Source organism: Shimia aestuarii (genome assembly GCF_900114635.1).
GTDB classification, from domain to species: domain Bacteria; phylum Pseudomonadota; class Alphaproteobacteria; order Rhodobacterales; family Rhodobacteraceae; genus Shimia; species Shimia aestuarii.
The window spans coordinates 299,532-323,582 of record NZ_FOTQ01000002.1 but is presented as its reverse complement, the minus strand read 5'-3'; the positions used below and the strand labels follow the sequence as shown (position 1 = coordinate 323,582).

Annotated in this window: 22 protein-coding genes; 16 read left to right on the top strand and 6 right to left on the bottom strand. The window is 58.9% G+C overall.

The window, feature by feature from the left end:
- Positions 1-43 precede the first annotated feature (43 nt).
- Complete coding sequence (locus tag BMZ35_RS09270) at positions 44-514, top strand: hypothetical protein (RefSeq protein ID WP_093093239.1); 471 nt, start codon at positions 44-46, stop codon at positions 512-514.
- Here BMZ35_RS09270 and BMZ35_RS09265 read toward each other — a convergent pair.
- From BMZ35_RS09265 to BMZ35_RS09255, 3 genes are all read right to left on the bottom strand, one after another.
- On the bottom strand, positions 511-999 hold the full coding sequence (locus tag BMZ35_RS09265) for a hypothetical protein (protein ID WP_131814347.1): 489 nt from the start codon (positions 997-999) through the stop codon (positions 511-513). The genes BMZ35_RS09270 and BMZ35_RS09265 overlap by 4 nt on opposite strands.
- A 70-nt stretch (positions 1,000-1,069) precedes the next feature.
- Positions 1,070-1,606, bottom strand: coding sequence for a TadE/TadG family type IV pilus assembly protein (locus BMZ35_RS09260; RefSeq protein WP_093093235.1), 537 nt, complete (start codon positions 1,604-1,606; stop codon positions 1,070-1,072).
- Complete coding sequence (locus BMZ35_RS09255; protein WP_093093233.1) at positions 1,603-3,249, bottom strand: TadE/TadG family type IV pilus assembly protein; 1,647 nt, start codon at positions 3,247-3,249, stop codon at positions 1,603-1,605. The genes BMZ35_RS09260 and BMZ35_RS09255 overlap by 4 nt, the downstream gene beginning before the upstream one ends.
- 334 nt (positions 3,250-3,583) lie before the next feature.
- Here BMZ35_RS09255 and BMZ35_RS09250 point away from each other — a divergent pair, with 334 nt between their 5' ends.
- From BMZ35_RS09250 to ribD, 15 genes are all read left to right on the top strand, one after another.
- Positions 3,584-5,014, top strand: a complete 1,431-nt coding sequence (locus tag BMZ35_RS09250; RefSeq protein WP_093093231.1) for a Glu/Leu/Phe/Val family dehydrogenase — start codon at positions 3,584-3,586, stop codon at positions 5,012-5,014.
- 4 nt (positions 5,015-5,018) lie between these two features.
- Positions 5,019-5,618 carry a DUF6151 family protein gene (locus BMZ35_RS09245; RefSeq protein ID WP_093093229.1) on the top strand — a complete coding sequence of 200 codons (600 nt, stop codon included), beginning with the start codon at positions 5,019-5,021 and terminating at the stop codon, positions 5,616-5,618.
- A gap of 30 nt (positions 5,619-5,648) precedes the next feature.
- Entirely contained in the window at positions 5,649-6,611 is a 963-nt protein-coding gene (locus BMZ35_RS09240; RefSeq protein WP_242654747.1) for a hypothetical protein, read from the top strand.
- A gap of 136 nt (positions 6,612-6,747) precedes the next feature.
- Entirely contained in the window at positions 6,748-8,004 is a 1,257-nt protein-coding gene (locus tag BMZ35_RS09235; RefSeq protein WP_093093227.1) for a sarcosine oxidase subunit beta family protein, read from the top strand.
- A gap of 58 nt (positions 8,005-8,062) precedes the next feature.
- The gene (locus BMZ35_RS09230; RefSeq protein WP_093093225.1) at positions 8,063-8,335 is read left to right on the top strand and encodes a sarcosine oxidase subunit delta; all 273 of its coding nucleotides are present in this window, start codon (positions 8,063-8,065) and stop codon (positions 8,333-8,335) included.
- The gene (locus BMZ35_RS09225) at positions 8,332-11,262 is read left to right on the top strand and encodes a sarcosine oxidase subunit alpha family protein (protein ID WP_093093223.1); all 2,931 of its coding nucleotides are present in this window, start codon (positions 8,332-8,334) and stop codon (positions 11,260-11,262) included. The genes BMZ35_RS09230 and BMZ35_RS09225 overlap by 4 nt, the downstream gene beginning before the upstream one ends.
- The gene (locus tag BMZ35_RS09220) at positions 11,255-11,806 is read left to right on the top strand and encodes a sarcosine oxidase subunit gamma (protein WP_093093349.1); all 552 of its coding nucleotides are present in this window, start codon (positions 11,255-11,257) and stop codon (positions 11,804-11,806) included. Before BMZ35_RS09225 ends, BMZ35_RS09220 begins: the two co-directional genes overlap by 8 nt.
- Before the next feature lie 40 nt (positions 11,807-11,846).
- On the top strand, positions 11,847-12,152 hold the full coding sequence (locus tag BMZ35_RS09215; protein ID WP_093093222.1) for a hypothetical protein: 306 nt from the start codon (positions 11,847-11,849) through the stop codon (positions 12,150-12,152).
- Positions 12,153-12,195: 43 nt separating this feature from the next.
- On the top strand, positions 12,196-14,142 hold the full coding sequence (dnaG, locus tag BMZ35_RS09210; protein ID WP_093093220.1) for a DNA primase: 1,947 nt from the start codon (positions 12,196-12,198) through the stop codon (positions 14,140-14,142).
- A gap of 119 nt (positions 14,143-14,261) precedes the next feature.
- On the top strand, positions 14,262-16,238 hold the full coding sequence (gene rpoD / locus BMZ35_RS09205) for an RNA polymerase sigma factor RpoD (RefSeq protein ID WP_093093218.1): 1,977 nt from the start codon (positions 14,262-14,264) through the stop codon (positions 16,236-16,238).
- Positions 16,239-16,357: 119 nt separating this feature from the next.
- The gene (locus tag BMZ35_RS09200) at positions 16,358-16,792 is read left to right on the top strand and encodes a hypothetical protein (protein WP_131814346.1); all 435 of its coding nucleotides are present in this window, start codon (positions 16,358-16,360) and stop codon (positions 16,790-16,792) included.
- A gap of 49 nt (positions 16,793-16,841) precedes the next feature.
- Positions 16,842-17,246: a hypothetical protein gene (locus BMZ35_RS09195; RefSeq protein WP_093093215.1), complete on the top strand. Its 405-nt coding sequence runs from the start codon at positions 16,842-16,844 to the stop codon at positions 17,244-17,246.
- A gap of 38 nt (positions 17,247-17,284) precedes the next feature.
- The gene (locus BMZ35_RS09190) at positions 17,285-17,692 is read left to right on the top strand and encodes a secondary thiamine-phosphate synthase enzyme YjbQ (RefSeq protein WP_093093213.1); all 408 of its coding nucleotides are present in this window, start codon (positions 17,285-17,287) and stop codon (positions 17,690-17,692) included.
- Between the two features lie 215 nt (positions 17,693-17,907).
- Positions 17,908-18,375 (top strand): transcriptional regulator NrdR, encoded by a 468-nt coding sequence (nrdR, locus tag BMZ35_RS09185; protein WP_093093211.1) that lies wholly within the window; start codon positions 17,908-17,910, stop codon positions 18,373-18,375.
- A gap of 20 nt (positions 18,376-18,395) precedes the next feature.
- On the top strand, positions 18,396-19,475 hold the full coding sequence (gene ribD / locus BMZ35_RS09180; RefSeq protein WP_093093209.1) for a bifunctional diaminohydroxyphosphoribosylaminopyrimidine deaminase/5-amino-6-(5-phosphoribosylamino)uracil reductase RibD: 1,080 nt from the start codon (positions 18,396-18,398) through the stop codon (positions 19,473-19,475).
- Here the strand turns inward: ribD and BMZ35_RS09175 are convergent.
- From BMZ35_RS09175 to BMZ35_RS09165, 3 genes are all read right to left on the bottom strand, one after another.
- Entirely contained in the window at positions 19,472-21,457 is a 1,986-nt protein-coding gene (locus BMZ35_RS09175; RefSeq protein ID WP_093093207.1) for a capsular polysaccharide biosynthesis protein, read from the bottom strand. The two genes, ribD and BMZ35_RS09175, sit on opposite strands and share 4 nt — an antisense overlap.
- Positions 21,458-21,467: 10 nt before the next feature.
- Positions 21,468-22,616, bottom strand: a complete 1,149-nt coding sequence (locus BMZ35_RS09170) for a polysaccharide biosynthesis/export family protein (protein WP_242654746.1) — start codon at positions 22,614-22,616, stop codon at positions 21,468-21,470.
- 96 nt (positions 22,617-22,712) lie between these two features.
- Complete coding sequence (locus BMZ35_RS09165; RefSeq protein WP_093093203.1) at positions 22,713-24,005, bottom strand: capsule biosynthesis protein; 1,293 nt, start codon at positions 24,003-24,005, stop codon at positions 22,713-22,715.
- Between the last annotated feature and the right edge of the window lie 46 nt (positions 24,006-24,051).

Below are 24,051 nucleotides of genomic sequence, written 5' to 3'. Positions count from 1 at the left end.
TGCGTGCCGCGTTAGGGCGGGGCAGTTGGGTCGGGAGAATACAATGCAAGACGAAGTTTTGGCAGTGGTGCGCGCGTCGGCGCCGCGACGGTGGTTCGGGATCGGCGTCATGGCGGTGCTGGGAGGGCTGCTGATTTACCTGGCCTTGTCGACACCCCCGTCTTTGGGGTGGCAGGTTTTCCTGATCGTATTCGGGGTGGCGGCCCTCTGGCTGGCCGAAACGACCCGCAAAGCAACGGAACACGAGGTGCAGCTGACCTCAAAGGGATTGCGCAGTTCGTCTGGTGAAGAGATTGCGTCGGTGGATCAGATTGCCCGTGTCGAGCGCGGGACTTTTGCGATGAAACCGTCGAACGGGTTCCTGTTGCGCTTGAAAGAACCCCGGTCGCGCAGGTGGCAACCGGGGCTTTGGTGGGCGATGGGCCGCCGGGTCGGCATTGGCGGCGTTACGCCCGGTTCGCAATCCAAGGTGATGGCGCAGATGCTCGAAGCCCTTCTTGCGGAAAGGGACTAGACCCTTTCCCAGGCAAGGAGCGGCGCGAAGCGGGGACGCGTGAACACAAAGGTATTGATGTCAAGGGCTCCGATACCAATGTCGATCGGTGAATCGTACCTGCCGAATGTCTCGACGAGAATCAGGCGTTCTCCGGAAAGCAGGGTAGGAATGTTCGGCACGTATGTCGGTAGGTCGGTATTCGACAGGGTTTGCGCTCCGCCGCTGGCGTGCGACCAGTCAAGGCGATACTTGTTGCCCTTCTTGCTGTAAGTGAACACCGATACCCGCAGCGAGGTGGGCCCATCTGAACGCGCCAAATTGTTGAACAAGTCGAGCGTATTGTCGAGATAGGTCTGATTGATCGCCACCGTTTCACGGGACAGCATGTCGGAAATCGTAAAGGCGGCCTTGTCCGCGGCGGAACGCGATTTGTACAGGTCGAAGAACATGATCGTGGCAAGAAAAGCCCAGAACAGAATGGGCACCAGGATAACGGTTTCCACGGCCACAGTTCCCGAAGTGTCTTTGCGGAACCGGTCCAGGAAGGACTTCATATGAGAAAAGGGCATCATGTTACTTGGGCTCCTGAACGAAGGCGGAGATGGCGATCATTGAGACGTCACCGGCGCTGTCCTTGACCAGATGGTAGCCAAGGCCGGTGGTGGGGAAGAGCGGCTCGGTCTTGGCACAGGCCCTCAAGATCATGAGTTCGTTGCTCTCACCCGCGTGGAATTCGGTGACCGGCTGCACCTCTTCGGCGCGGTTCGTGCAGGTCGCTCCGGGGGGAACGCCCGTCCAGGCCCGCGGATTGAGTTGGATCATCTCCAGCATCAGGTTCGAGGTGCAGTTCGGAATGAAATGCGCTTCTTCACATATCCGGTCGCGGATCTCGTCATGTGTAGGCTCGTAGCCTGTTCCCAGCCGGATATCCCGTACAACGACATCCAGCGCGCGCTCCAGAAACGAATTGCGCAAGTTCAGCATACCGGCCTCAACCGAGGAAAGCAGAAGTACCAGAAACACGGGCACCATGACGGCGAATTCGACGGTCACATGACCGGTTTCGTCTTTCTTGAACCGGCGGGCGATTTTTCCAACAAGCGACATCATTGGGTCAACCTCAGCGTGCGAATGGATGTTGCGATGGCGTCAAAGGCGTCAGAGATCTCCAGCCCTTGTGCGTCGAAGTAGTGGCTGTCGGAGCTTGCGCAGTCCTGCAACACACGCTGTCCGCGCTGCGGTGCTTCGAACCCGATGGCAAACACCAGCGTTCCCTGATCCTTGGTTATGTCGCAGATATTCTTGGTGTACTGATCCTTTGCCGTGGATTCTTTTTTGGAAAACGCCGACGTGTACCAGTCCGCATAGGCGCTGCTGCTGAAAGAGAACAGATTGCTGGCAATCCACTTCAAGGACGCACGTGCCAGCAAATCCTGGTTGGTCACTTGAACGGCATCTCCCGGTTCGGGGTGCATTGCACAGTTGTAGTTCTCGTCGCAGACATACATTTCCCCCGCGCCATAAGGATGATCGTACCAGCCATTCATGTGTGGCCAAAAATAGTTGTAGGTTCCATTGGAATGGTACACGGAATACACGTCCGCCTCAGCATTGTACCAAACATCCGACATGCTTGTGCGCATCGACGGGTTGAGCATGTACTGATCAGTGTTTTCGCCGTCCGACATTACGACAAGAACCTTGAGAACATTCGGGTTTGTGTAGTCGGTGGGGCGACCAGTCCAATTCGCGTCGACGGACCCAGCGGTGATCAAGCCGTCGATAATGTCGCGCGTGCTTGGATCCAGAAGCACAGATCCCCATTTCACTCCAAGATCGATGGACGTGTTGCCGCCGGCCGACATGGAATCGATGAATGCATCAATCTCTGCCTTGTCGTTGGAAAACGGCAGAATTTGCGAGCCTGCACGCGTCGGGCAGACGGGCAGTTGAATTGGATCTTCAGACGTGGTGAACGGGTCGAAATGGGCCGTGCGTTCCAACGGCTCGTTTGGCGTGAAGTAGGCTTTGCTGAACTGGTCCGACACAAAGTTCACGCAATGCGAGTAACTGTGTTCGCTGGACACATTCAACTGATCCAGAATTTGCGCGCCGGCGTTCACTTGCGTGGCATAGGGGACGATCGTGATCGAAACAGTCCCGGCCTCGGCGGTGGTGAGCATTGTCTCAACAAAGTCTTTTGCCGCCACCTTCAGGTTGGTGAGGCGGCTGTTCCAGCCCATGGAACCCGAGATGTCGAGAACCAGAGACACTTCGACATTGCCAATACTTTCCCTCGCCGTACCTCCTGCCGGGGCGGCTAGGGTATCGACGCCGACGAGTTTCATGAATTCGGTATCCACGGAAGCGGCGGCCTTGGCCGTGACTTCACGAAAGCCGATCCCCTCATTGACGGTCACGCTGTTGAGATACTCGCTGAGACCAGCCTTGACGAAATAGTCACCGACTACTTCGATCGGTTCCCTTTCCTGATCGAGGTCGGCAGCAGCAAGAACGGCGCGATCGAGTGTGTGTTGCAATTTGGTGCGTTGTCGCTCTGTGTTCATCAGGTCAACACTCATCCCGCCGACCATCAGCATGATCAGGAAAAGAGCGATTGCGAATCCAACGATGACGCCGTCTTCCTCCCGGATAAAACGGTGCATCCAGTTTGCGGTGCGATCCTGCAACCGGCCCAGCGGCTGCCCGGTTTCTGTTGCGCAGTTGCCCTGCAGAAAAAGGCGTTTACTCATTCGCATCTTCGGTACCTCGCGTCGGCGCGTTTTTGGGGTGTGCCGCCCGCAAGGGGGCACTATGCGCCACAGTCAATGTCCTTTAGGAATTGGGCCAAAATTGGGCGAAAGAGCGGTTGAGGTTGGGAATCCCTTCTAAATAAGACCTTTCGATACAGCCACTTGTAGACAATTCCTGCATCTGGTGCGGGTTTGTTTCGAGTGTCGAAACCAACCTCAAAAAACTGCCCAAAAAATAATCTTCCCTCGTCAATGATGCGGTAATGGGCTTAGTGTCCGATCTAATAGGGCTGCGGCAGCGAGTCGCAGTCGGTAATGTGTCAGGAGAGGATTTATGGGCGCAGTCAAAGAGCCGAGTTTTCGCGAAAGTGTGGACCTTATGTTCAACCGGGCGGTTGCCCTGATGGACCTGCCGCCCGGCCTCGAGGAAAAGATCAGAGTGTGTAATGCCACTTACACGGTGCGGTTCGGTGTGCGGCTGCGTGGCAAGATTCAAACATTCACAGGATATCGTTCGGTGCATTCCGAACACATGGAGCCGGTCAAGGGGGGCATTCGTTATGCGCCGTCCGTGAACCAGGACGAGGTCGAGGCGCTGGCGGCGCTTATGACCTACAAATGTGCCCTTGTCGAAGCGCCGTTTGGTGGCTCCAAGGGCGGCTTGTGCATTGATCCGCGACAGTATGATGAGCATGAGTTGGAACAGATCACGCGGCGTTTTGCCTATGAGCTGGCAAAGCGCGACCTGATCCACCCCAGCCAGAACGTGCCTGCTCCGGACATGGGAACCGGCGAGCGCGAAATGGCGTGGATCGCCGATCAGTACGCCCGGATGAATACAACGGACATCAATGCGCGTGCCTGTGTTACCGGCAAACCGCTCAATGCAGGTGGCATCTCTGGCCGCGTTGAAGCGACGGGGCGCGGTGTTCAATTCGCTTTGCGCGAATTCTTCCGGGATGAGCGCGACGTCGCCAAGGCCGGGTTGAGTGGAAAACTGGATGGCAAGCGCGTGATCGTGCAAGGGCTGGGTAACGTGGGATACCACGCGGCCAAGTTCCTGAGCGACGAAGACGGGGCCAAGATCATTGGTATCATCGAACGTGACGGAGCCTTGTTCAATCCGGCCGGGCTCGACGTGGATGCCGTCTATCAATGGCTGGTGAAACACGGCGGTGTGGCGGGATACCCGGATGCGACCCACACCGCCGAGGGGGCCGCGGTGCTCGAAGAGGAGTGCGATATCCTGATCCCGGCAGCACTTGAGGGGGTTATCAACCTGTCAAATGCCAAGAACATCAAGGCCCCGCTGATCATCGAGGCCGCCAACGGTCCGATTACGGCAGGGGCGGATGATGTCTTGCGCGCCAAAGGGACAGTTATCATTCCGGACATGTTCGCCAATGCCGGGGGTGTGACCGTGTCATATTTCGAGTGGGTCAAGAACCTGAGCCACATTCGGTTTGGCCGCATGCAGCGCCGCCAGGAAGAAGCGCGGCACCAGCTGGTCGTGGATGAGCTGGAAAAGTTGAGCAAGGCGGCGGCAATTCCCTACACCCTGTCCCCCGAGTTCAAACAGAAATATCTGCGCGGGGCGGATGAACTGGAACTGGTGCGGTCGGGGCTGGATGACACGATGCGCATCGCCTACCAGTCCATGCGAGAGGTGTGGCATGACCGAGCCGATGTGGAGGATTTGCGCACCGCCGCCTACCTCGTGTCGATTGGGAAGGTGGCGGCAAGCTACAGGGCAAAGGGGCTGTAATTTCATGCAGGGCGGCGACCTCGACATAACTTGCAGTTGCGGCCTGTTTCGGGCGCGTCTTACCGGTGTCGGACCGGGATCGGGGTCGCACCTGATGTGTTACTGCAAGGATTGTCAGGCCGCCGCTCGCCACCTTGGTGCCGATGATACGCTCAAGCCAAGGGGCGGCTCGGACATCTATCACACGACACCTTCTCGTTTGTCGATCGAAGACGGCGCAGAGCATCTTTCGTGTCTGCGTCTGTCCCCGAAGGGACTGATGCGTTGGTATGCGGGGTGCTGCAATACCCCGCTTTTCAACACCCTGCCAAGGGGGAGACTCGCCTTTGTCGGTGTTTCGACACCGACCCTTCGGGCCGACGGCGCGGCCGAAGCGATTGGCCCGGTTATTGCCGTGGTCAACACGTCCGGTGCGCAACCCGGTCCCGGCACGCTCCGGGATCGGGGTTTCCTGAAGGCCGGGTGGCAAATCATGCGGCGGCTCGTTTTGGAGAAGCTGCGCGGAACAGCGCGGGACAATCCGCTTTTTGATGAAAGAGGCGTGCCCATTGTCTCGCCGCGTGTGCTTACTTTGGATGAGCGCAGGGCAGCGACGCGTTTCTAAAAGTTTTTTGGTAATCCGGATCATCTAGGTTTGATCGGCCTTCGTAAGAATGAGCAGGACGCAATCATTCATGTGGTGAAGGATCTATTGGGCAAAATGAAAAGACGCGAGATTTTCAAGGCTACGGTAGCAGCAGCACTCGGCGTTTCAAATGCAGCAGAGGCACAACAGACGACGGGGTGGGCGGCGATCGTCGATGGGCTTGCCGTCTATCAGTCCGAAACAGACCTGAGCGGTGGCGGGGCTTTTTCGGTAGATCGCCAGTTTTTGCGCGCCGGCGCGCTTTACCGCTCGCCCGAGGGCGCAAGCTTTGGTGTCCTTGCGAGCTTTGGCCGGTTTTCCTACGACTTCAACTCGATCGGTTCAGCACTTTGGGGAGATGTGCGGGATATTCGCCTCTCGGCGCCCATTCGTTTCGGGGTAGGTGAGCACGCCAAGGTGCTGATCTCTCCCTCTGTACGCTGGGACTACGAGAACGATGCGAGCGCATCGGACGGCGTGACCTATGGAGTTTTTGCCGGTGTGAGTTGGGAGGTCTCAGACACGCTCGAGATCGGGCCGGCGTTCGGCGCCTTCTCACAACTGGGCAGTAACGATCTGGATCTTTTTCCGGCCCTTCTGGTCAGTTGGGATATGGCGCCCCGATGGAACCTGAGCACCGGTACCGGTCTGGGGGCGAGCCAAGGTCCGGGGGTCACACTCAGTTATCAAGCTACTGATCGCACCAGAATTTCATTTATCGCGCGCTCGGAAAAAAGCCGGTTCAGGCTGGATAATGCCGGTCTGGCGCCTGGTGGTGTTGGCGAGGACACCAGCGTGCCTGTCGTGCTGTCGCTGGTATATACCCCCAATCCCGGAGCTTCGGTCAGCGCTTTTGCAGGGGCAGAGCTCGATGGGAGACTGAATCTGGAAAACACCGCCGGTACTCTTGTCAGCTCCCAGTCCTATGATGTGGCACCAATCCTTGGTCTGAGCTTTCGCTTCATGTTCTGAGCTGAGAACCGCTTTGCGGGGCGATTTCCAGACAGTGGTCGCCCATTGACACGTTTCTGTCGATTCCGTTCTGGTCTTTTGAAGCTCAGTTTGTACTCATGACGGGTAAGGTTATCCAAACACCCGGGGGACAGGGATGCGCTTTTCAGGCTGGAAGGTCATCAAGGAAGGGTTGACTGGCAACAGGGGCTGGTCGGCGCATTGGCGGGATGCCCAGCCCAAGCCCGAGTACGACATGGTGATTATTGGCGGTGGCGGACATGGCCTTTCGACCGCCTATTACCTGGCAAAGAACCACGGAATGACGAACATCGCCGTTTTGGAGAAAGGTTACCTTGGCGGCGGAAACGTCGGGCGAAACACAACGATTGTGCGCGCCAACTATTTCCTGCAGGGAAACTCCGAGTTCTACTCGCACTCTCTCAAGCTCTGGGAAGGTCTCGAAGAGGATCTGAACTATAACGTGATGCATTCCCAGCGCGGGCTGATCAACCTTTTCCACAGCGACGGGCAAAGGGATGCTTTTGCGCGCCGGGGTAACATGATGGTCAACCAGGGGGATGATGCGATCCTGCTGGATCGAGATGGCGTGCGCAAACACCTCCCTTACCTGGATTTCGAGCAGACCCGTTTCCCGATCTATGGCGGCTTGTACCATCCCCGTGGAGGCACCGCGCGCCATGACGCAGTGGCCTGGGGCTATGCGCGGGGTGCATCGGACCGTGGCGTTGACCTTGTCCAGAATTGTGAAGTCACGGGGATCGACATCGAGAACGGTGTCGTGAAAGGGGTGCAAACCACCAGAGGTGCAATCCGGGCAAAGAAGGTCGGGATCATTGTCGCCGGGCGTTCTGGGCAGGTGGCGGCAATGGCCGGGCGGCGCCTGCCGATCGAGAGCCACATCCTGCAGGCATTTGTGACCGAGGGGCTCAAACCGGTCATCGACCATGTGATCAGTTTTGGCATGGGACACTTCTATATCAGCCAGTCGGACAAAGGCGGTTTGGTGTTTGGAGGGGATCTCGATTTCTATGCGTCCTATGCGCAACGCGGCAACCTCCCGATGAAAGAGCATGTCATGGAGGCCGGGATGACGCTGATGCCGATGATCGGTAAGGCGAAGGTACTTCGGTCGTGGGGCGGGATTATGGATATGACACCCGATGGATCTCCGATCATCGACAAGATGGAAGGGATCGATGGTCTCTATATCGACTGCGGCTGGAACTATGGCGGGTTCAAGGCGGTGCCTGCCTCGGGATGGTGCATGGCGCATCTGATGGCAACGGATCGACCGCACGAAGTGGCGGCGAAGTACCGGCTCGACCGGTTCCGCACCGGGATCGGCATCATGGACGAAGAGGGCACCGGCTCTCAGCATAATCTGCATTGAGGGGCAAGATGTCGGTTTTTGAGCATTTTTGGCAAAATAAAGTTGCGGGAGCGGTGCCATGCGGCTGACCTGTCCTGTGTGCGGCGAGCGGGATCGGCGCGAGTTCTATTACATGGGGGATGCGGTGGCCTTGCGGCGACCTGACCCAGAGGCTGGTGACGCGGTGTGGGATGACTACCTGCACAACCGAGACAATCCGGCGGGTGTGACCCGCGATCTTTGGCAACATGAGGGGGGCTGCGGCGCTTGGATCGTCGTGACCCGCAATACGATGACGCATGAGGTTTTGGAAACGGCTCTGGCCTCGGATGTCAAAGGGAGCGTGGGATGAGGATTGCGGGCAAAGGGCTGGTCGATCGTCAAGCGCCGGTGTCGTTCCGTTTTGATGGCCATACCTATCAGGGGTTTGCCGGCGACACGCTGGCCTCGGCGCTGTTGGCCAATGACATCCGTGTCGTTGCGCGTTCGTTCAAGTATCACCGCCCGCGCGGCGTGATGGGCGCGGGGAGCGAGGAGGCCAATGCGCTTGTGACCATCGGATCGGGAGCGGCGCAAGATCCGAATGTGCGGGCAACGGTGCAGGAAATTTACGAAGGGCTCGAGGCGCGTCCGCAAAACTGCTGGCCCAGCCTGACGGTGGATCTTCTATCCGTGAACGACCTTGCCGCTCCTTTTCTGGGCGCGGGGTTCTATTACAAGACTTTCATGTGGCCGCGTGCCTTCTGGGAAAAACTCTACGAGCCGGTGATCCGCCGCTCTGCAGGACTTGGCGCCCTGAGCCACCAGCACAACCCGGACGCCTATGAAAAAGCCTTTGCGTTTTGTGACTTGCTGGTGATCGGGGGAGGCCCTGCCGGGTTGATAGCCGCGTTGACGGCGGCGCGGGCTGGGGCAGATGTGATCCTTGCCGACGAAGACAGCCTGTTCGGCGGGCGTCTGAACGGCGATGTCGAAACCGTGGGCGGCATGCCAGGAGCGGAATGGGCCCAAAGCATCGTGGATGAGCTGGAGGCGATGCCCAATGTCCGGCTGATGCGCCGGACGACCGTGACCGGGGCCTACGATCAAGGAACCTATGGCGCGCTTGAGCGGGTGGCGCATCACCTTGCGGATCGCGGCGGGCAACCGCTGGAGTGTTTCTGGCGGATCGTCGCCAGGCGCGCAATCCTGTGCGCAGGGGCCATTGAACGGCCCATTGCGTTTCGCAACAACGATCGGCCCGGCATTATGACCGCAAGCGCCGTGCGCACGTATCTGAACCGCTATGGTGTGGCGCCGGGTCGACGTATCACTTTGTTCGCCAATAACGACGACGCACACCGAACCGCGCGGGACCTTGTCGATGCAGGCGTTCACATAGCGGCTGTTTTCGATAGCCGACGCGACGTCCCAGAGAGCAACGCTTATCCGATCTATCGGGGCGCGGAAGTCTGTAATACGTCCGGGCGCCGGGGGCTTGAGAGCGTGACTTTCCGAACGGCGAGCGGTGAGGACAAGGTTGAAACCGATTGCCTTGCCGTGTCCGGCGGGTGGAATCCGAGCCTGCACTTGACCTGCCACATGAACGGGCGCCCGCAATGGAGCGAAGCGATTCAGTCCTTTGTGCCAGTTGAGGGGATGGTTCCCGGGCTTGATACTGCTGGTGCCTGTCGCGGAACCTTGACGACCCATGGCGCCCTGCAGGAGGGGGTTGCGGCGGCGCAGGTGGCGCTGGAAGCCTTGGGCATTGCGTTCGACAAGATCGACATCCCCGAAGCCGAGGACGCGCCCTATCGTGTGTCTCCCCTTTGGGCTGTCGCTGGCAAGGGGCGGGCGTGGCTCGATTTCCAGAATGATGTGACCGTCAAGGACGTGAAACAGGCGGCAAAGGAAAACTTCGCAAGCGTCGAGCACATGAAGCGCTATACGACGCAGGGCATGTCACCGGACCAGGGCAAAAATTCCAATGTGGCCGCTCTGGCCGTATTGGCGGATGCGACGGGACGGGGCATTCCCGAAACCGGTACAACGACGTTCCGCCCCCCCTTCGTGCCGGTGTCGATTGCGGCCATGGGAGCAGGGGCGCAAGGCGCGGGTTTTGCCCCCCAAAGGTTCACCACTAGTCACGCGGCCAGCGTGGAGCGCGGCGCCCCCATGATCGAGGCAGGGCTTTGGTACCGGCCAAGCTATTTCCCGGCGCCGGGCGAGACCACGTGGCGGCAATCCTGTGACCGCGAAGTCAATATGGTGCGCAATGCCGTCGGGGTTTGTGATGTGTCGACGCTTGGCAAGATTGATATTCAAGGCCCGGACGCGGGTGCATTCCTGGATTTTGTCTATACCAACATGTTCTCGACGTTGAAGGTCGGGCGGACGCGTTATGGCTTGATGCTCCGCGAGGACGGCACCGTAATGGATGACGGCACGACCGCTCGGCTTGGCGAAACCCACTTTGTCATGACCACCACCACCGCCGCCGCCGGTCCCGTGATGCGGCACCTTGAATACGTGCATCAATGCCTGTGTCCGGAGTTGGATGTGTCGATGATCTCGGTCACCGAGCAATGGGCCCAGTTCGCTGTTGCCGGGCCACAATCGCGCGCGTTGCTGAATGCGCTGGTGGATGAAGACATCAACGATGACACATGGCCCTTCATGGGATGCGGGGACATCATCATCCAAGGCGTGCGAGGCCGCCTGTTCCGGATTTCGTTCAGCGGCGAACATGCCTATGAGATCGCCGTGCCGTCCCGATTTGGCAATGGCCTGTTCCGGGAGCTGACCGCGCGTGCCGAAGCGCTGGGCGGTGGGCTGTACGGGATGGAAGCACTCAATGTGCTGCGGATCGAGAAGGGCTTCATTACGCATGCCGAAATTCATGGGCGGGTGACGGCTTTTGATATCGGGATGGAGCGGATGGTGAGCCAGAAAAAGGACTGTATCGGCAAGACAATGAGCGAACGCCCCGGATTGAATGGACCCGAGCGGGAGCAACTGGTGGGACTGAAACCGATTGGTCCGGTCAAGCAGCTCACCGCCGGAGCGCATCTCTTTGAGAAGGGCGCCGCCCCGACGCGCGAAAACGCGCAAGGCTACACCACTTCGGTCGGGTTCTCGCCCACGCTGGACGGCTTCCTTGGTTTGGGTTTCCTTCGGAACGGGCGGGCGCGACATGGTGAGGAGGTCATGATGGTGGATCATCTTCGGAATCTAACCACCCGCTGCAAGGTTTGTGATCCGGTGTTCTTTGATCCTGAAGGAGGACGTGTTCGTGGCTGAATTGTTGGCGAAATCGCCCTGTGAGGGTTTGCTGCCCAAGGAAGTTGACGGTCTGACCCTTAGTGAAGCGAAGCGCGCAACGATGACATCGCTGTCCCCATATCGCGGGCAGGAAGCGGTATTGTCGGACGTTTTGAAAACTGAACATGGGATGGCCTTGCCAAGGCCGAACCGCAGTGCCGGGAAAGAAGGCGCGCGCGCGGTCTGGTTCGGGCAAAGGCAGGTGATGCTGATTGGGCCCGACCCTGCGGTGTCTTTGGCAGATCACGCTGCCCTCACGGATCAGTCCGATGCCTGGGCGGTCGTCCTGCTCGAAGGGGAGGGGGCTGAGGATGTTCTTGCGCGGCTCGTTCCACTGGACCTGCGTCGCGAGCATTTCAAAAAGGGGCACACAGCACGCAGCCAGTTGCAGCACATGATGGTCTCCATCACCCGTGTCGGCGATGCCCGGTTTCAGATCATGGCGTTCCGCTCAATGGCCAAAACGCTGGTTCACGAGTTGGAGATTGCGATGAAAGGGGTTGCAGCGCGGCGTGCATCCTGACATCAAAGTCATCACCTGATCCGAGAAATGGAGTTCTGCCATGCGCTTTCTGACCGCATTTGCCATTGTTGCTGCCGCCTCAGCGGCGGCCCCTGCCTTTGCAGGCAAGAAAGCAGAGTGCGAGCTTCAGGCGGCAATCGTAACCCGTGCTGCCGAACTGCGCATGGAGCGCAAAAGCGAAAAGAAAGCTGTGGCGATCATGACTTCGGGCGAGGATGAAGCCGTTGCCGAGAAATACCTTCCGGCAGTTCCGCACATTGTTGACTGGGTCTATAACTCGCTGAGCCGGAAGCAGCTGAAGCAGGATCCTGGTGCGGCGTATCTGGATACCTGTATCAACAACTGACGCGGCTGGACTCTGTCCCCGGCCCCTTCCTATATTGAACGCCATGAGTCTGCCTCCCGGCTTCCTTGATGAACTGCGCAGCCGCACCAGCCTAACACAGGTGGTGGGGCGAAAGGTCATGTGGGATGCGCGCAAATCCAATCAGGGCAAGGGTGACATGTGGGCGCCATGCCCGTTTCATCATGAAAAAACGGCCTCTTTTCACGTGGATGATCGCAAGGGCTATTACTATTGCTTTGGCTGCCACGCCAAAGGCGACGCGATCAAGTTTGTGCAGGAAACTGAGAACGTGGGTTTCATGGAAGCAATCCGCATTCTGGCCGACGAAGCAGGCATGCAGATGCCCGAGCGTGATCCGCGCGCGCAGCAAAAGGCCGATCGGCGCACCCAGCTTGCCGAGGTCATGGAAATGGCGGTTCAGCACTACCGCCTGATGCTGAACACCGGGGCCGGTGGGGCGGCGCGCGACTATCTTGAAAAGCGCGGTCTGGGCGAAAAGGCGCGCAGTCGGTTCGAGATCGGTTTTGCACCAGAGGGTTGGCAGGGGCTGTGGGATCACCTGACGGGCAAAGGGGTGGCGCCCGACCTGGTCCTTGGGGCCGGACTGGCGAAACCGTCAAACAAGGGCGGCAAACCTTATGACACCTTCCGCAACCGGATCATGTTCCCGATTCGCGATGCCCGGGGGCGCTGCATCGCTTTTGGTGGCCGGGCCATGGACCCCGGCGACAATGCCAAATACCTGAATTCGCCGGAAACCGAGCTGTTCGACAAGGGACGCAGTCTCTATCACCACGGCCCCGCGCGCGAGGCGGCCGGGAAGGGGCAGCCCCTGATCGTGGCCGAAGGCTACATGGATGTGATTGCCTTGGTCGAGGCGGGCTTCGGGGCCTCGGTGGCGCCGCTTGGAACGGCGATCACGGAAAGCCAGTTGCAGCTTTTGTGGCGCATCTCTGACGAACCGATCATCGCTCTTGATGGCGATACCGCCGGTTTGCGCGCGGCGATGCGGGTGATTGATCTGGCGCTACCACTGTTGGAAGCGGGAAAATCCCTCCGATTTGCCATCATGCCCGAGGGGCAAGATCCCGACGATCTGATCAGGGCAAAAGGAGCGGATGCGGTTCAGAAGGTTCTGGATCAGGCGATGCCTATGGTCAACTTGCTCTGGCAGCGCGAGATAGAAGGCAGAATCTTTGACAGTCCTGAGCGCAAGGCTGCTTTGGACAAGGCACTGCGCGAAAAGATCAAGCTGATCAAGGACCCTTCGATCCGGGCCCATTACGGACAGGCCATCAAAGATATGCGCTGGGAGTTGTTCCGACCGCGCAGGGGGGGCAGCCCCCAGCGTCGGGGGCAATGGGCACAAGGACCCAAAGTGCAGATGCACACGAAGTCGTCGTTGCTTGCCGCCAGCGAAGGTCAGGTTGAACACCGTTTGCGTGAAGCGGTCGTGTTAAGTGTCGCCCTGCTGAGCCCAGAAGTCCTGGATGATTTCGAATACGAAATAGAAACCATGGAGTGTCTGGATCCAGACAATGCACGTATCCGGGACGTGTTGTTGCGCGTCGCCAACAATCCCGACCCCCGCGCCGCGGTTGAGGCCGCTTTGGGGGGCGAGGCTGTTGAAAAGCTGCTCCGGCACCCCTATGTCGCCATCACCCCGGCGGTCAGACATCCCGGTGACGTGGATATCGCACGTATGACGCTGACCGAGGAGTTTGCCAAGCTCAAGACCGAACGGGGACTTTTTGCTGAGATCGCCGAGGCAGAAGAGGACCTGCTCGGGGTCGCTGATGAAGCCGTGACGTGGCGCTTGGGGCAGGCTGCCGAAGCCCGCAACAATGCGCTGCGCAGCCGTCAGGAGGATAGCGGCGAATACGAGGTCGGGCCCAATGGAGCGCCCATCGACAAGGATGAGAGAGCGGCATTGGATGCACTGACCGAGAGAATCGATTTCACCCGAGGGGGCAAGCCGCGTCGCGGCTAGCGCGTTTTGGTGAGGAACAGGTAAAGAAATACGGGTAAACAGGGTTGCGAATCACCCTATCGCGATATTGATTCGTTCTACGCGAATCACCCTCAGCCCGAATTTGCAGGAGCACCCGCATGGCCGCCAAGGACAACGACGACCAGAAGCCCGCCGATCAGGACGCCGAGATCTCACTCGATATGAGCCAGGCCGCCGTCAAGAAGATGATCGCCGAGGCTCGGGAAAAGGGATACATCACCTACGATCAGCTCAACCAGGTTTTGCCGCCCGATCAGGTCAGTTCGGAGCAGATCGAAGACGTCATGTCGATGCTGTCCGAAATGGGCATCAATATCATTGAGGACGAGGAGGCCGAGGAAGAGGACCAGAAATCCACCGCCGTGGTCGATACCTCGTCGGCCAATCGTGGTGTGACCCTGGCATCGGGGACCAGCGAAAAGCTTGATCGTACAGACGATCCGGTGCGCATGTACCTGCGCGAAATGGGCTCGGTTGAACTTTTGAGTCGCGAAGGCGAAATCGCGATTGCCAAGCGCATCGAAGCCGGTCGCAACACGATGATCGCCGGACTGTGCGAAAGCCCTCTCACGTTCCAGGCGATTACCATCTGGCGCGACGAACTCCTGAGCGAAGACATTCTGCTGCGTGACGTGATTGATCTGGAAACCACTTTTGGCAACCAGATGGGCGAGGATGAAGAAGAGCCGGTGGTTGAGGCCGCCAACGTCGCCACCGCGCCCAAGAAAGAAGACCAGCAAGAGCTTGATGCCGACGGTAATCCGATTGCCAAAGAAGATGATGACGACGAGGACGAGCAGGCGAATATGTCGCTGGCGGCGATGGAAGCCGCGCTCAAGCCGCGCGTTCTGGAGACCTTGGATACCATCGCGCGCGACTTTGCCCTGCTGAGTGAAATGCAGGACGCCCGGATTTCGGCAACGCTGAACGAGGATGATTCGTTCTCTTCCAAGGAAGAAGACACCTATCAGAAGCTTCGTTCTGAGATTGTCGAACTGGTGAACGAACTACACCTTCACAACAACCGGATCGAAGCGCTGATTGATCAGCTTTATGGGATCAACCGCCGGGTGATGCAGATTGACTCGGCCATGGTGAAACTTGCCGATCAGGCGCGCATCAATCGTCGTGAGTTCATCGAAGCCTATCGTGGGCGCGAACTCGATCCGACCTGGCTGGATGATATGGCGCAGAAGCCGGGGCGTGGCTGGCAGATGTTCATGGAGCGCTCGGTTGGAAAGGTCGAAGAGCTTCGCAATGACATGGCTCAGGTTGGCCAGTATGTCGGTCTGGATATCTCGGAATTCCGTCGCATCGTGCAGCAAGTCCAGAAGGGTGAGAAGGAAGCGCGTCAGGCCAAGAAGGAAATGGTCGAGGCCAACCTGCGCCTCGTGATCTCGATCGCTAAAAAATACACCAACCGCGGCCTGCAATTCCTCGACCTGATCCAGGAAGGCAACATCGGCCTGATGAAGGCGGTGGACAAGTTCGAGTACCGCCGCGGCTACAAGTTCTCGACCTATGCGACCTGGTGGATCCGTCAGGCGATCACACGGTCCATCGCCGATCAGGCGCGCACCATCCGTATCCCGGTGCACATGATCGAGACGATCAACAAGCTGGTGCGGACCGGCCGCCAGATGCTGCACGAGATCGGTCGCGAACCGACTCCGGAAGAACTGGCTGAAAAGCTGCAGATGCCTCTCGAAAAGGTTCGCAAGGTGATGAAGATCGCCAAGGAACCGATTTCGCTGGAGACGCCAATTGGCGACGAAGAAGACTCGCAGCTGGGCGATTTCATCGAGGACAAGAATGCCGTACTGCCGCTCGACAGCGCAATTCAGGAAAACCTCAAGGAAACCACGACCCGGGTTCTGGCATCCCTCACACCGCGCGAGGAACGGGTTCTGCGGATGCGCTTTGGCATCGGCATGAACACTGACCACACGCTGGAAGAAGTTGGCCAGCAGTTCAGCGTGACCCGCGAACGTATTCGCCAGATCGAGGCCAAGGCGCTCAGGAAACTGAAACACCCGAGCCGGAGCCGGAAGTTGAGGAGCTTCCTGGATCAATAGACGGGAGGGGGCTTCGGCCCCCTTTTTCGTTTGCGATCATGTTTTGGTTGGGTGTCTTTGGTTGGACAGCAGCGCGTCTTGGGGCCTATGCTGAGGCATTCAAAGGGGACTGGTTCGAGATGGCTTTGAAACAGATCATTGCTGGCGCTGTCTTTTCAGTAGCAGCAGGCGCTGTAGTTGCGCAGGGGTTCGGCATTGGTTTTGGCGCGGTCGCTCGTCTTCAGGTCAATCCACTGCCGGGGAAAGGCAATTTCGAGGTCATTGAAGGGCCAAGCACCGGACCACAGCGCTTCTGGTGCGAAGCCGGAAATTATGCGGTGCGACTGGGGGCTGGGGCGACGGACCGGATGTATATTCTCTACCCGCTTGGAAAGGCGCGCAGTCAGAAAAACCGCTATGGCGTCGGTTTCACGATCAATCCAACGAAGGAAGTGTTGGCACAGGCTAATCGCCCCGGAGATGGGGGCAATTACTCGGTTTCGGTGAAACGAGTTGGCTACAACCTCAGCATCGGCCACGCACGTGGGTTCTGCAATTTGGGTGTCACCTACTGATCCGAACACGCTCTCACCGCGTAATATTGGTATATTGCGCGGAGGAGCCATGAAACGCCTGTCACTCATTCTGCTGTCTGTTTTCTGTTTTCCAACGCTAGCGGTCGCGCAAGCGCTGTTCCTCAATCCGGTTTATGATCTGCCTGGAAACAAAGGATTCGAAGTGGTTGATCGGCTTGGCACCGATACCGCGCGGATTTGGTGTGACGCTGCACGGGCCGCGCGCAGTCGTGGAGCCGCCGCAACCGAACGCATATACGTCATACGAGGGTACGGGATGAGCCTGTCAAAGCCGGGTATTGATGGCGTCTCCTTTTCTATCCGACCATCGAATTCGGTGCTGGAGGCTGCAGCATCGCTCAAAGGGCCGCGCACACTGTCTTTGTCTCATGTTGGCAACAACATGACAGTTGGGCAAGGCACGGGATATTGCGTGTTTGAAATCGACGGCTGAGCCTTGCGGGGCTGAGCTGAGCACGTCACCTTGTGTGAATGCAGACTCAGTTTCAGATATCGACGCACGGCCAGGGGCTTTACGAATTTACGCGCGAGGTACAGCGCTGGGTACTGGGAACCGGCCTGCTTACGCTGTTTGTGCGCCACACCTCGTGCAGTCTCTTGATCCAGGAAAACGCGGATCCCGAGGTGCAAACGGATTTGCGCAACTTCTTCCACCGATTGGTGCCGCCCAGTACGGACCCGGCGATGTCGTATCTCTCGCACACTTATGAAGGTCCTGACGACATGCCTGCCCATATCAAGGCGGTGATGATGCCGGTTTCCCTGTCCATACCTGTCACGAAGGGGCGATTGGCGCTGGGCACTTGGCAAGGGATCTATCTCTTCGAACACAGAAATGCGCCGCACAGTCGAACCGTGGCGGCGCATCTGTCTGCATGAATTGCGAGGCTTGGGATGGCCTTCGAGATTGAAATAGGTCGCCTTGGCCCAAATGGAATAGCTGACAAGGCGATTTCTACCGTTCGTGGCCGATATAGCGGTGCCATTTGACCACTACCCAAAGAGTTGTAGCTGTCCTATAGTGCCTGTGGATAAGTGGGGGCAAACCCCATATCACGGCGGAAAACACAGACTATCGGACAGGGGGAAAGCCCATGCGCTGCCCGTTTTGCGGAAATATCGACACTCAGGTCAAGGATTCACGACCCGCGGAAGATCACGTTTCGATCCGGCGGCGGCGGTTCTGCCCGGCATGCGGCGGACGTTTTACCACCTATGAACGGGTGCAGTTGCGCGACCTTGTCGTCGTCAAGTCCAATGGGCGTCGAGAGGACTTTGACCGGGACAAGCTGGAACGCTCTATTCGTATCTCTATGCAGAAGCGTCCGGTCGAGCCGGATCGCATTGACCAGATGATATCCGGCATCGTCCGGCGGCTGGAAAGCATGGGCGAAACTGACATTCAATCCAAAACCATCGGTGAGATCGTCATGGAAGCGCTGGCGCGGATCGACACCGTGGCCTATGTGCGGTTTGCCAGTGTTTACAAGAACTTCCAGGCGGCAGATGACTTTGACAAGTTTGTCAGCGAGCTGCGCCCGGACACCCAACCCGAGGAATAACTCTGTCTGACACACGCTATATGGCGCTGGCCCTGCAGCTTGGGCGGCGAGGGCAAGGGCATTGTTGGCCCAATCCGGCCGTGGGCTGCGTTGTCGTACGTGAAGGACGCATCGTAGGGCGCGGCTGGACGCAACCGGGCGGGCGTCCGCACGCGGAAACAGAGGCCTTGGCCCAGGCAGGAACCGCTGCCAAGGGCGCCACGGCTTATGTGACATTGGAACCTTGTGCACATCACGGAAAAACCCCGCCGTGTGCGAACGCGCTGATCGCGGCAGGGATTGCCCGCGTGGTCGTCGCAGTCAGAGACAGTGACGCACGCGTCGCGGGCAAAGGGCTGGAGATGCTGCGGGCCGCCGGGATCGAGGTCGTGATTGGGGTACTGGAAGACGAGGCCGCGCGAGATCTGCAGGGCTTCTTCCTCAAGACCGACCTTGGTCGCCCCTTTGTGACGCTCAAGCTGGCCAGTAGCCTTGACGGCCGGATCGCGACGGCCACAGGCGAAAGCCAGTGGATCACCGGACCTGAAGCGCGCCGTCAAGTTCACGCGATGCGCATGCGTCACGACGCAGTCATGGTCGGCGGAGGCACTGCGCGCGCGGATGATCCGTCGTTGACCGTGCGTGATCTGGGGGCGCGGCACCAACCGGTGCGTGTCGTGGTCTCACGGCGCCTTGACATGCCGTTGATGAGCAACCTCGCGCGTACGGCCAAAGATATTCCGGTGTGGATCGCCCACGGCCCCGATGCAAGCCCGGAACTGCGTGCGACATGGCGGGACCTCGGGGCAGAATTGCTACCTTGCGCTTTGGAAGGGGCACATGTTTCGCCTGCGTCGGTCCTTGCCGCGCTGGGTGACAGGGGAATCACCCGCGTGTTCTGCGAGGGGGGCGGGGCGTTGGCGGCATCGTTGTTTGCGGCGGATTTGGTTGACGAATTGGTAACCTTCTCGGCCGGGCTTATTCTTGGCGCAGAGGGCTATCCTGCAATTGGCGCCATGGGGGTAGAGCGCCTGCTGGCCGCGCCCCGGTTCGAGAGGGTGTCCCAAAGGGACATCGGCGACGACATTATGTCGGTTTGGCACCGACAGGAAACCGTCTAGCGCCAAAGCGATTGATAACTGGCAAATCGTCCCTGAATTTTTGATACCACGCGGTTGATCCAACCCGGATGCGGAATGTCGCCTGTTGAGAGACGCTCAAGTACGGTTTCGACCGGGCAGGGCAGGCCGCTCTTTGGATCGAAATAGCGTGGGTAGTCGATCAGCGTGGCGTGCACCAACCCGGCAAGATCCGGCGTGGCCTTACGACGCTCGGGTACGATGCCCCGGTCGTCGGTCAACCCCCACCCGGCATAGAATGGGGCGCCGAGCGTCACCACCCGGCACTCACGCAGCAAGGCTTCGAATCCAGTGAGCGACGTCATGGTCCAGACTTCGTCCACTTGTTCGAGAAGGGCAGCCATGTCGGCATGCTCCAGAACCAAATCCGCCAGATCGCCCGCGTTTGGCACATTGCCTTTGCGCAACCCTGCCTCGACATCCGGGTGAGGCTTGTAGATCAAAACGGCATCGGGATTTGCGGCGCGTGTGGCTTCTAGTAGTGCGCGATTGCTGGTAATCGTCTCCGTGCCTGAGAGGATGGAGGCGTCATCTTCGACCTGACCGGGGACAAGAACCTTGCGACCAACTGGGAGGTCAAATCGGGCGCCATCTAGGTTGTATTTGCTGAGCCCAGCCCGGCGCATCGCGGTTATGAGATCTTCGGCGCGATTCCGTTGGTCCGGGCGCAGTTCATTCCGCATTGCAATGAGGCGTTCAAGTCGGCTTTCCCGAGCGGGATCATAGTAGATGCCCAGATCATCACAGACGAGCGAAAGGGGAGGCACCAGTTCTGCGCCAAGCCCCCGCGACCGCAAGAATCCGTCCTCGATCCGCACGGCGCCTTTCGGGCCGGGTTTGCTGGCCCAGGTCATGTCCGGCCGGTCCGAGGTGGTTTTATCGAAAACAACGGGTTTGACGCTTCCGAAAAACTTCTGAAGCGATTTGCGTTTCCACAGGCGCATGCCATGGGCGTTCCAGCCGTGGCGATCCTCGCGCCAGCATCGGGTTTGGGCTTCCAGCTGGCTGATGGCGTCCTCAAGTGAACACAGGCGATCGCGACATGGGTCGTACCACGTTGGATAGAGAATCATGGAAGCTGCGAAAAGTTGCGCGCGGGTCAGCTTGCGTTGGCGGCGTGGTACGGGGAACTCGTCGACCGTCAGGCCCCATCCCGCATAGAAGGGTTGGCCGAATATTCGGGGTTTGTGGCCTGCGAAAATGGCCTCGAATCCCATTTGCGAAGAAACCGTGTAAACGCCGACTGCGCCCTCGAACAGAACCCATGGGCTGATTGGCGCGGTGCACAGTCTGACCCGTTCCGAGATGTCTTCGGTTCCAAAAAAGCCCGTGCGATGGCCGTGTGCTGTCTCCGGGTGAGTCTTGATCACGACCGGGCAGCCGGGATGCTCTTCCTGCGCCATGACCAGCATCTCGCGAAAACGCGCGTCATCGGCCTGGCTGGCCGTGACCGAGGCGTCACCGCGGGTTTGGTCGATCACGAGGACATAGCCCGGATCGGGCGCGGGCAGGGTGGGATCGACCCCGGAATATTTCGTCAGGTGGTTTTCACGGATACGGGCGATGGCCGCGCGTGCCCGGTTCAAAAGCGCACTGTCGTCCAAAGGGTGAGTTGCAAGCAATGTCTCGAGATCGCTTGGCGTACCCGGGTCGAAATGGGGGGATTTGTTGTCTATGAAGAGACCCAGAGGCGGTTCTTTGGCGACCCGTCCCGGGTGCACGGACCGCAGGAACGCGTCTTCGACGAACAACAACTCCGCGCCGGTTTTCCGGGACATCGCATGACCGCGCCCCGACGTTGGGCTTTGCCCCCAGACGGCAATCTGATCATCGCTTGTCGGGCGTCCCAGGCTCAGCTTGTACCCGGAAAGTGTCAAAATTCGGCGAAGGCGGCGTTGGGTATAGAAGCCGCCGTTGAAGGCGAACAGCCGCTGGGGGGAAGGATCCCCGGCGGCTGTTTGCATTTGGCCTAGATCAGGTTCCGCCACCGATGGCACCCAGGCTAAGCAGCGAGTCTGCCGATGTCAGAGTACCCGTGATTGCGGCGATGGTTTTGTTCCACGTCGTGATCGGCGCTTCGGTGACATAAAGCGTGTCACCATCGCGCACTACGAAGTCGCGGGCAACGAACATGCCGTTTGGTTTTGTCAGGTCCAGAACATAAACCATCCGCTGCGCGCCGCTAAGGTCGGAGCGGCCCAGAACCTGATTGGCAATTGGTTCGGCCTCGTTCCGGAACACAAAAACACCGGTTGGATCGCTGCTGGTAGTCAAAAGCCCGCCGACCTGTGCAATCGCTTCGATGGCCGAGAGGTCCTTGGTCGTGAAGTTCACGCGGCTTTGTGTCCCCGTGGCGCCCAGAGCGGTGAAGGCGCGCGTATCTTCTTCGACTAGAATGCGGTCTCCGCCGCGAAGTGCAATGTCCAATTCGGGGTGATCGTAAAGGTCCTGAAACCAGATTTTGCCAGTTGTCTTGCCACGCAAAACTGTGATCTGCGCGATCTCGGGCACGATGGTCACACCCCCGGCATTGGCCAGCATGGTGGAAAGCGTGCGTGTGGGGCGCTCGATCGGGTAGACACCCTGCGCGCCTACAGCGCCGACAAGGGATACCGTCGATCCGTCGCCCGCGACCCGGCGCACCTCGACCTGCGGATCAGGAGTCTGCTCTTCCAGTTTGGAGGAGATGATATTGCGAATGCTCTCGGGCGTGTTCCCGGCAGCTCGGATGCGCCCTGCATAGGGCACGAAGATAAACCCGGCGCCGTCAACTTGCACCTCTTCCAGAATCGCGGCGACCTGTCCTTCAGGACCGAGTAGTGGTTTGTCGACGTTTTCCCAAATGGTCAGCGACAGGATGTCCCCTGGGCGAATAGTGTCGGAGCCCAATTGTCCGGCGCGCTGGAATTCCGGGCTGAAGCCCAAAGCCGGCACAACAGCGGTTGCGCGCGTGACACGGTCATTGACGGCAACGACAAAGGCGTCGCCTTCTTGCTGCACGGACCCGGCATAGATTTCACGCTTGTTCGGACCAGAACGCGGAACAAGAGTGCAGGAAGACACCATGGCCGCCAAGGCCACGATGGCGGCGCACTTCGCCCATCGAGTTTCTAAGGGTTTCACTGCTCGGTCTCCTCGACCTGTTATTATTCTGCCTCAGGTTTTCCCGACAAGTTACCGGAATCGGAACCAAAAATCCAGCGCTAGACCTTGTGTGTCCTACTTCACCAGACGCAACTGTTGCCTCGGAGCCGCTGTTCCGGTTTCCAGCGCATCATAAGGATCATGCGGCGAAAGCATCATGTCGACCACCTGCCGAAGCAGCTGTCGGCGTCCGCGGGCGGAGTAGAACCCGCCGGGTACCTGGCTGGTTTCGAGCAGGTAACGTCGATATGTTTTGTAGGCGGTGTTGTCTGGTCGGCTGGCCCCGGAAAAGAAGTCGTTGAGAGGCTGGGTGCTGACGAATTCGGGCTGGTTATAAACTGCGTTGCCGAACACCTTGATGGGAATACCCCGCCACAAAACCTGTTGTGCCGCAGTTGAGTTCACGGTTACGGCGGTGCGGGCATCGTTCAGAAGTTGCGCCAGTTTTCCGCCACGGACGTAGTGGACCCGCCCTTTTATGCCATGCTCCCGAGCAAGTCGGGCGATCTCGTGGCGCAGGGGGACGCGTCCGTCTTCCAGCGGATGCGCCTTGAAGACAAGGTGGTGATGTCGCGGGGCCCCGGCCGCAAATTGCTCGATGACCAGCGCAAGAAAATCCGTCATGGAGGCAAACGGCGAATGCATCTGGAAGCTGCTGTCATGTTCGAGCTGCAAAAGTGCGAGGTGATACGGGAACCCACCATAGCGGATGCGCATCGTGGCCAATCGGCGCTCGATCCCTTGAGCAGGCATCAAGATGAGGCGGCGCAGATACAGCTGGAACTCACGCGTTACCGAAAGCGCGCGGTGCGGGCGGAAATTGCGGTAGGTGCGGTTCGCGAACATGACGAACCAGTGATAGAGCGCGCCGTAAAAAACATGCTGGCGCATGTCGCCCCAGTGTCCGGGGGGCAGGGGCGCTTCCATGTCGGACCCTTCGAGCGCCTGTTCCATCTGCGGGATCGTCATCCGCATCAGCCGGGAGTTGCCGTTCGAGCCGCCACGCTCATATGTCACCCAGTAGGGGCGCAAATACCCCTCTTCAAAGACATGCACAGTGACACCGGCGGCCTTTGCTATTGCGACAGCCTGTGCGTGAATCGGACGTGTGTCACCATAAAGAACGATGTCGGTCACGCCCTTGTCTGCAAGGATCGACTCGTAAGTTGATGGCCAGTTTTCTGGTGTCTCTGTGAAGGCGATATAGCTGCTTCGGTCGCGCCAGAACGCACGGTCTCCGGCGTTGAAACCAACCCGCCAGACCGTAGCGCCAGAGCGTTTCAACATGCGGGCCAGTCCTGCAAAATAGGGCCCGTGCGGCCCTTGTAGGAACAGAAATACCCGGTTGTCTCCACTCGAATGTGCCATGGTTGCCTGTATTGTCCATGAGGGTTTGACAGGACCTTAGCGGTAA

Coding starts and splice junctions, on each gene's coding strand:
- BMZ35_RS09270 (WP_093093239.1), top strand. CDS start 44: ATGCAAGACGAAGTTTTGGCAGTGGTGCGCGCGTCGGCGCCGCGACGG.
- BMZ35_RS09260 (WP_093093235.1), bottom strand. CDS start 1,606: ATGATGTCGCTTGTTGGAAAAATCGCCCGCCGGTTCAAGAAAGACGAA.
- BMZ35_RS09255 (WP_093093233.1), bottom strand. CDS start 3,249: ATGAGTAAACGCCTTTTTCTGCAGGGCAACTGCGCAACAGAAACCGGG.
- BMZ35_RS09250 (WP_093093231.1), top strand. CDS start 3,584: ATGGGCGCAGTCAAAGAGCCGAGTTTTCGCGAAAGTGTGGACCTTATG.
- BMZ35_RS09245 (WP_093093229.1), top strand. CDS start 5,019: ATGCAGGGCGGCGACCTCGACATAACTTGCAGTTGCGGCCTGTTTCGG.
- BMZ35_RS09235 (WP_093093227.1), top strand. CDS start 6,748: ATGCGCTTTTCAGGCTGGAAGGTCATCAAGGAAGGGTTGACTGGCAAC.
- BMZ35_RS09230 (WP_093093225.1), top strand. CDS start 8,063: ATGCGGCTGACCTGTCCTGTGTGCGGCGAGCGGGATCGGCGCGAGTTC.
- BMZ35_RS09225 (WP_093093223.1), top strand. CDS start 8,332: ATGAGGATTGCGGGCAAAGGGCTGGTCGATCGTCAAGCGCCGGTGTCG.
- BMZ35_RS09215 (WP_093093222.1), top strand. CDS start 11,847: ATGCGCTTTCTGACCGCATTTGCCATTGTTGCTGCCGCCTCAGCGGCG.
- dnaG (WP_093093220.1), top strand. CDS start 12,196: ATGAGTCTGCCTCCCGGCTTCCTTGATGAACTGCGCAGCCGCACCAGC.
- rpoD (WP_093093218.1), top strand. CDS start 14,262: ATGGCCGCCAAGGACAACGACGACCAGAAGCCCGCCGATCAGGACGCC.
- BMZ35_RS09200 (WP_131814346.1), top strand. CDS start 16,358: ATGGCTTTGAAACAGATCATTGCTGGCGCTGTCTTTTCAGTAGCAGCA.
- BMZ35_RS09195 (WP_093093215.1), top strand. CDS start 16,842: ATGAAACGCCTGTCACTCATTCTGCTGTCTGTTTTCTGTTTTCCAACG.
- BMZ35_RS09190 (WP_093093213.1), top strand. CDS start 17,285: ATGCAGACTCAGTTTCAGATATCGACGCACGGCCAGGGGCTTTACGAA.
- nrdR (WP_093093211.1), top strand. CDS start 17,908: ATGCGCTGCCCGTTTTGCGGAAATATCGACACTCAGGTCAAGGATTCA.
- ribD (WP_093093209.1), top strand. CDS start 18,396: ATGGCGCTGGCCCTGCAGCTTGGGCGGCGAGGGCAAGGGCATTGTTGG.
- BMZ35_RS09175 (WP_093093207.1), bottom strand. CDS start 21,457: ATGCAAACAGCCGCCGGGGATCCTTCCCCCCAGCGGCTGTTCGCCTTC.
- BMZ35_RS09165 (WP_093093203.1), bottom strand. CDS start 24,005: ATGGCACATTCGAGTGGAGACAACCGGGTATTTCTGTTCCTACAAGGG.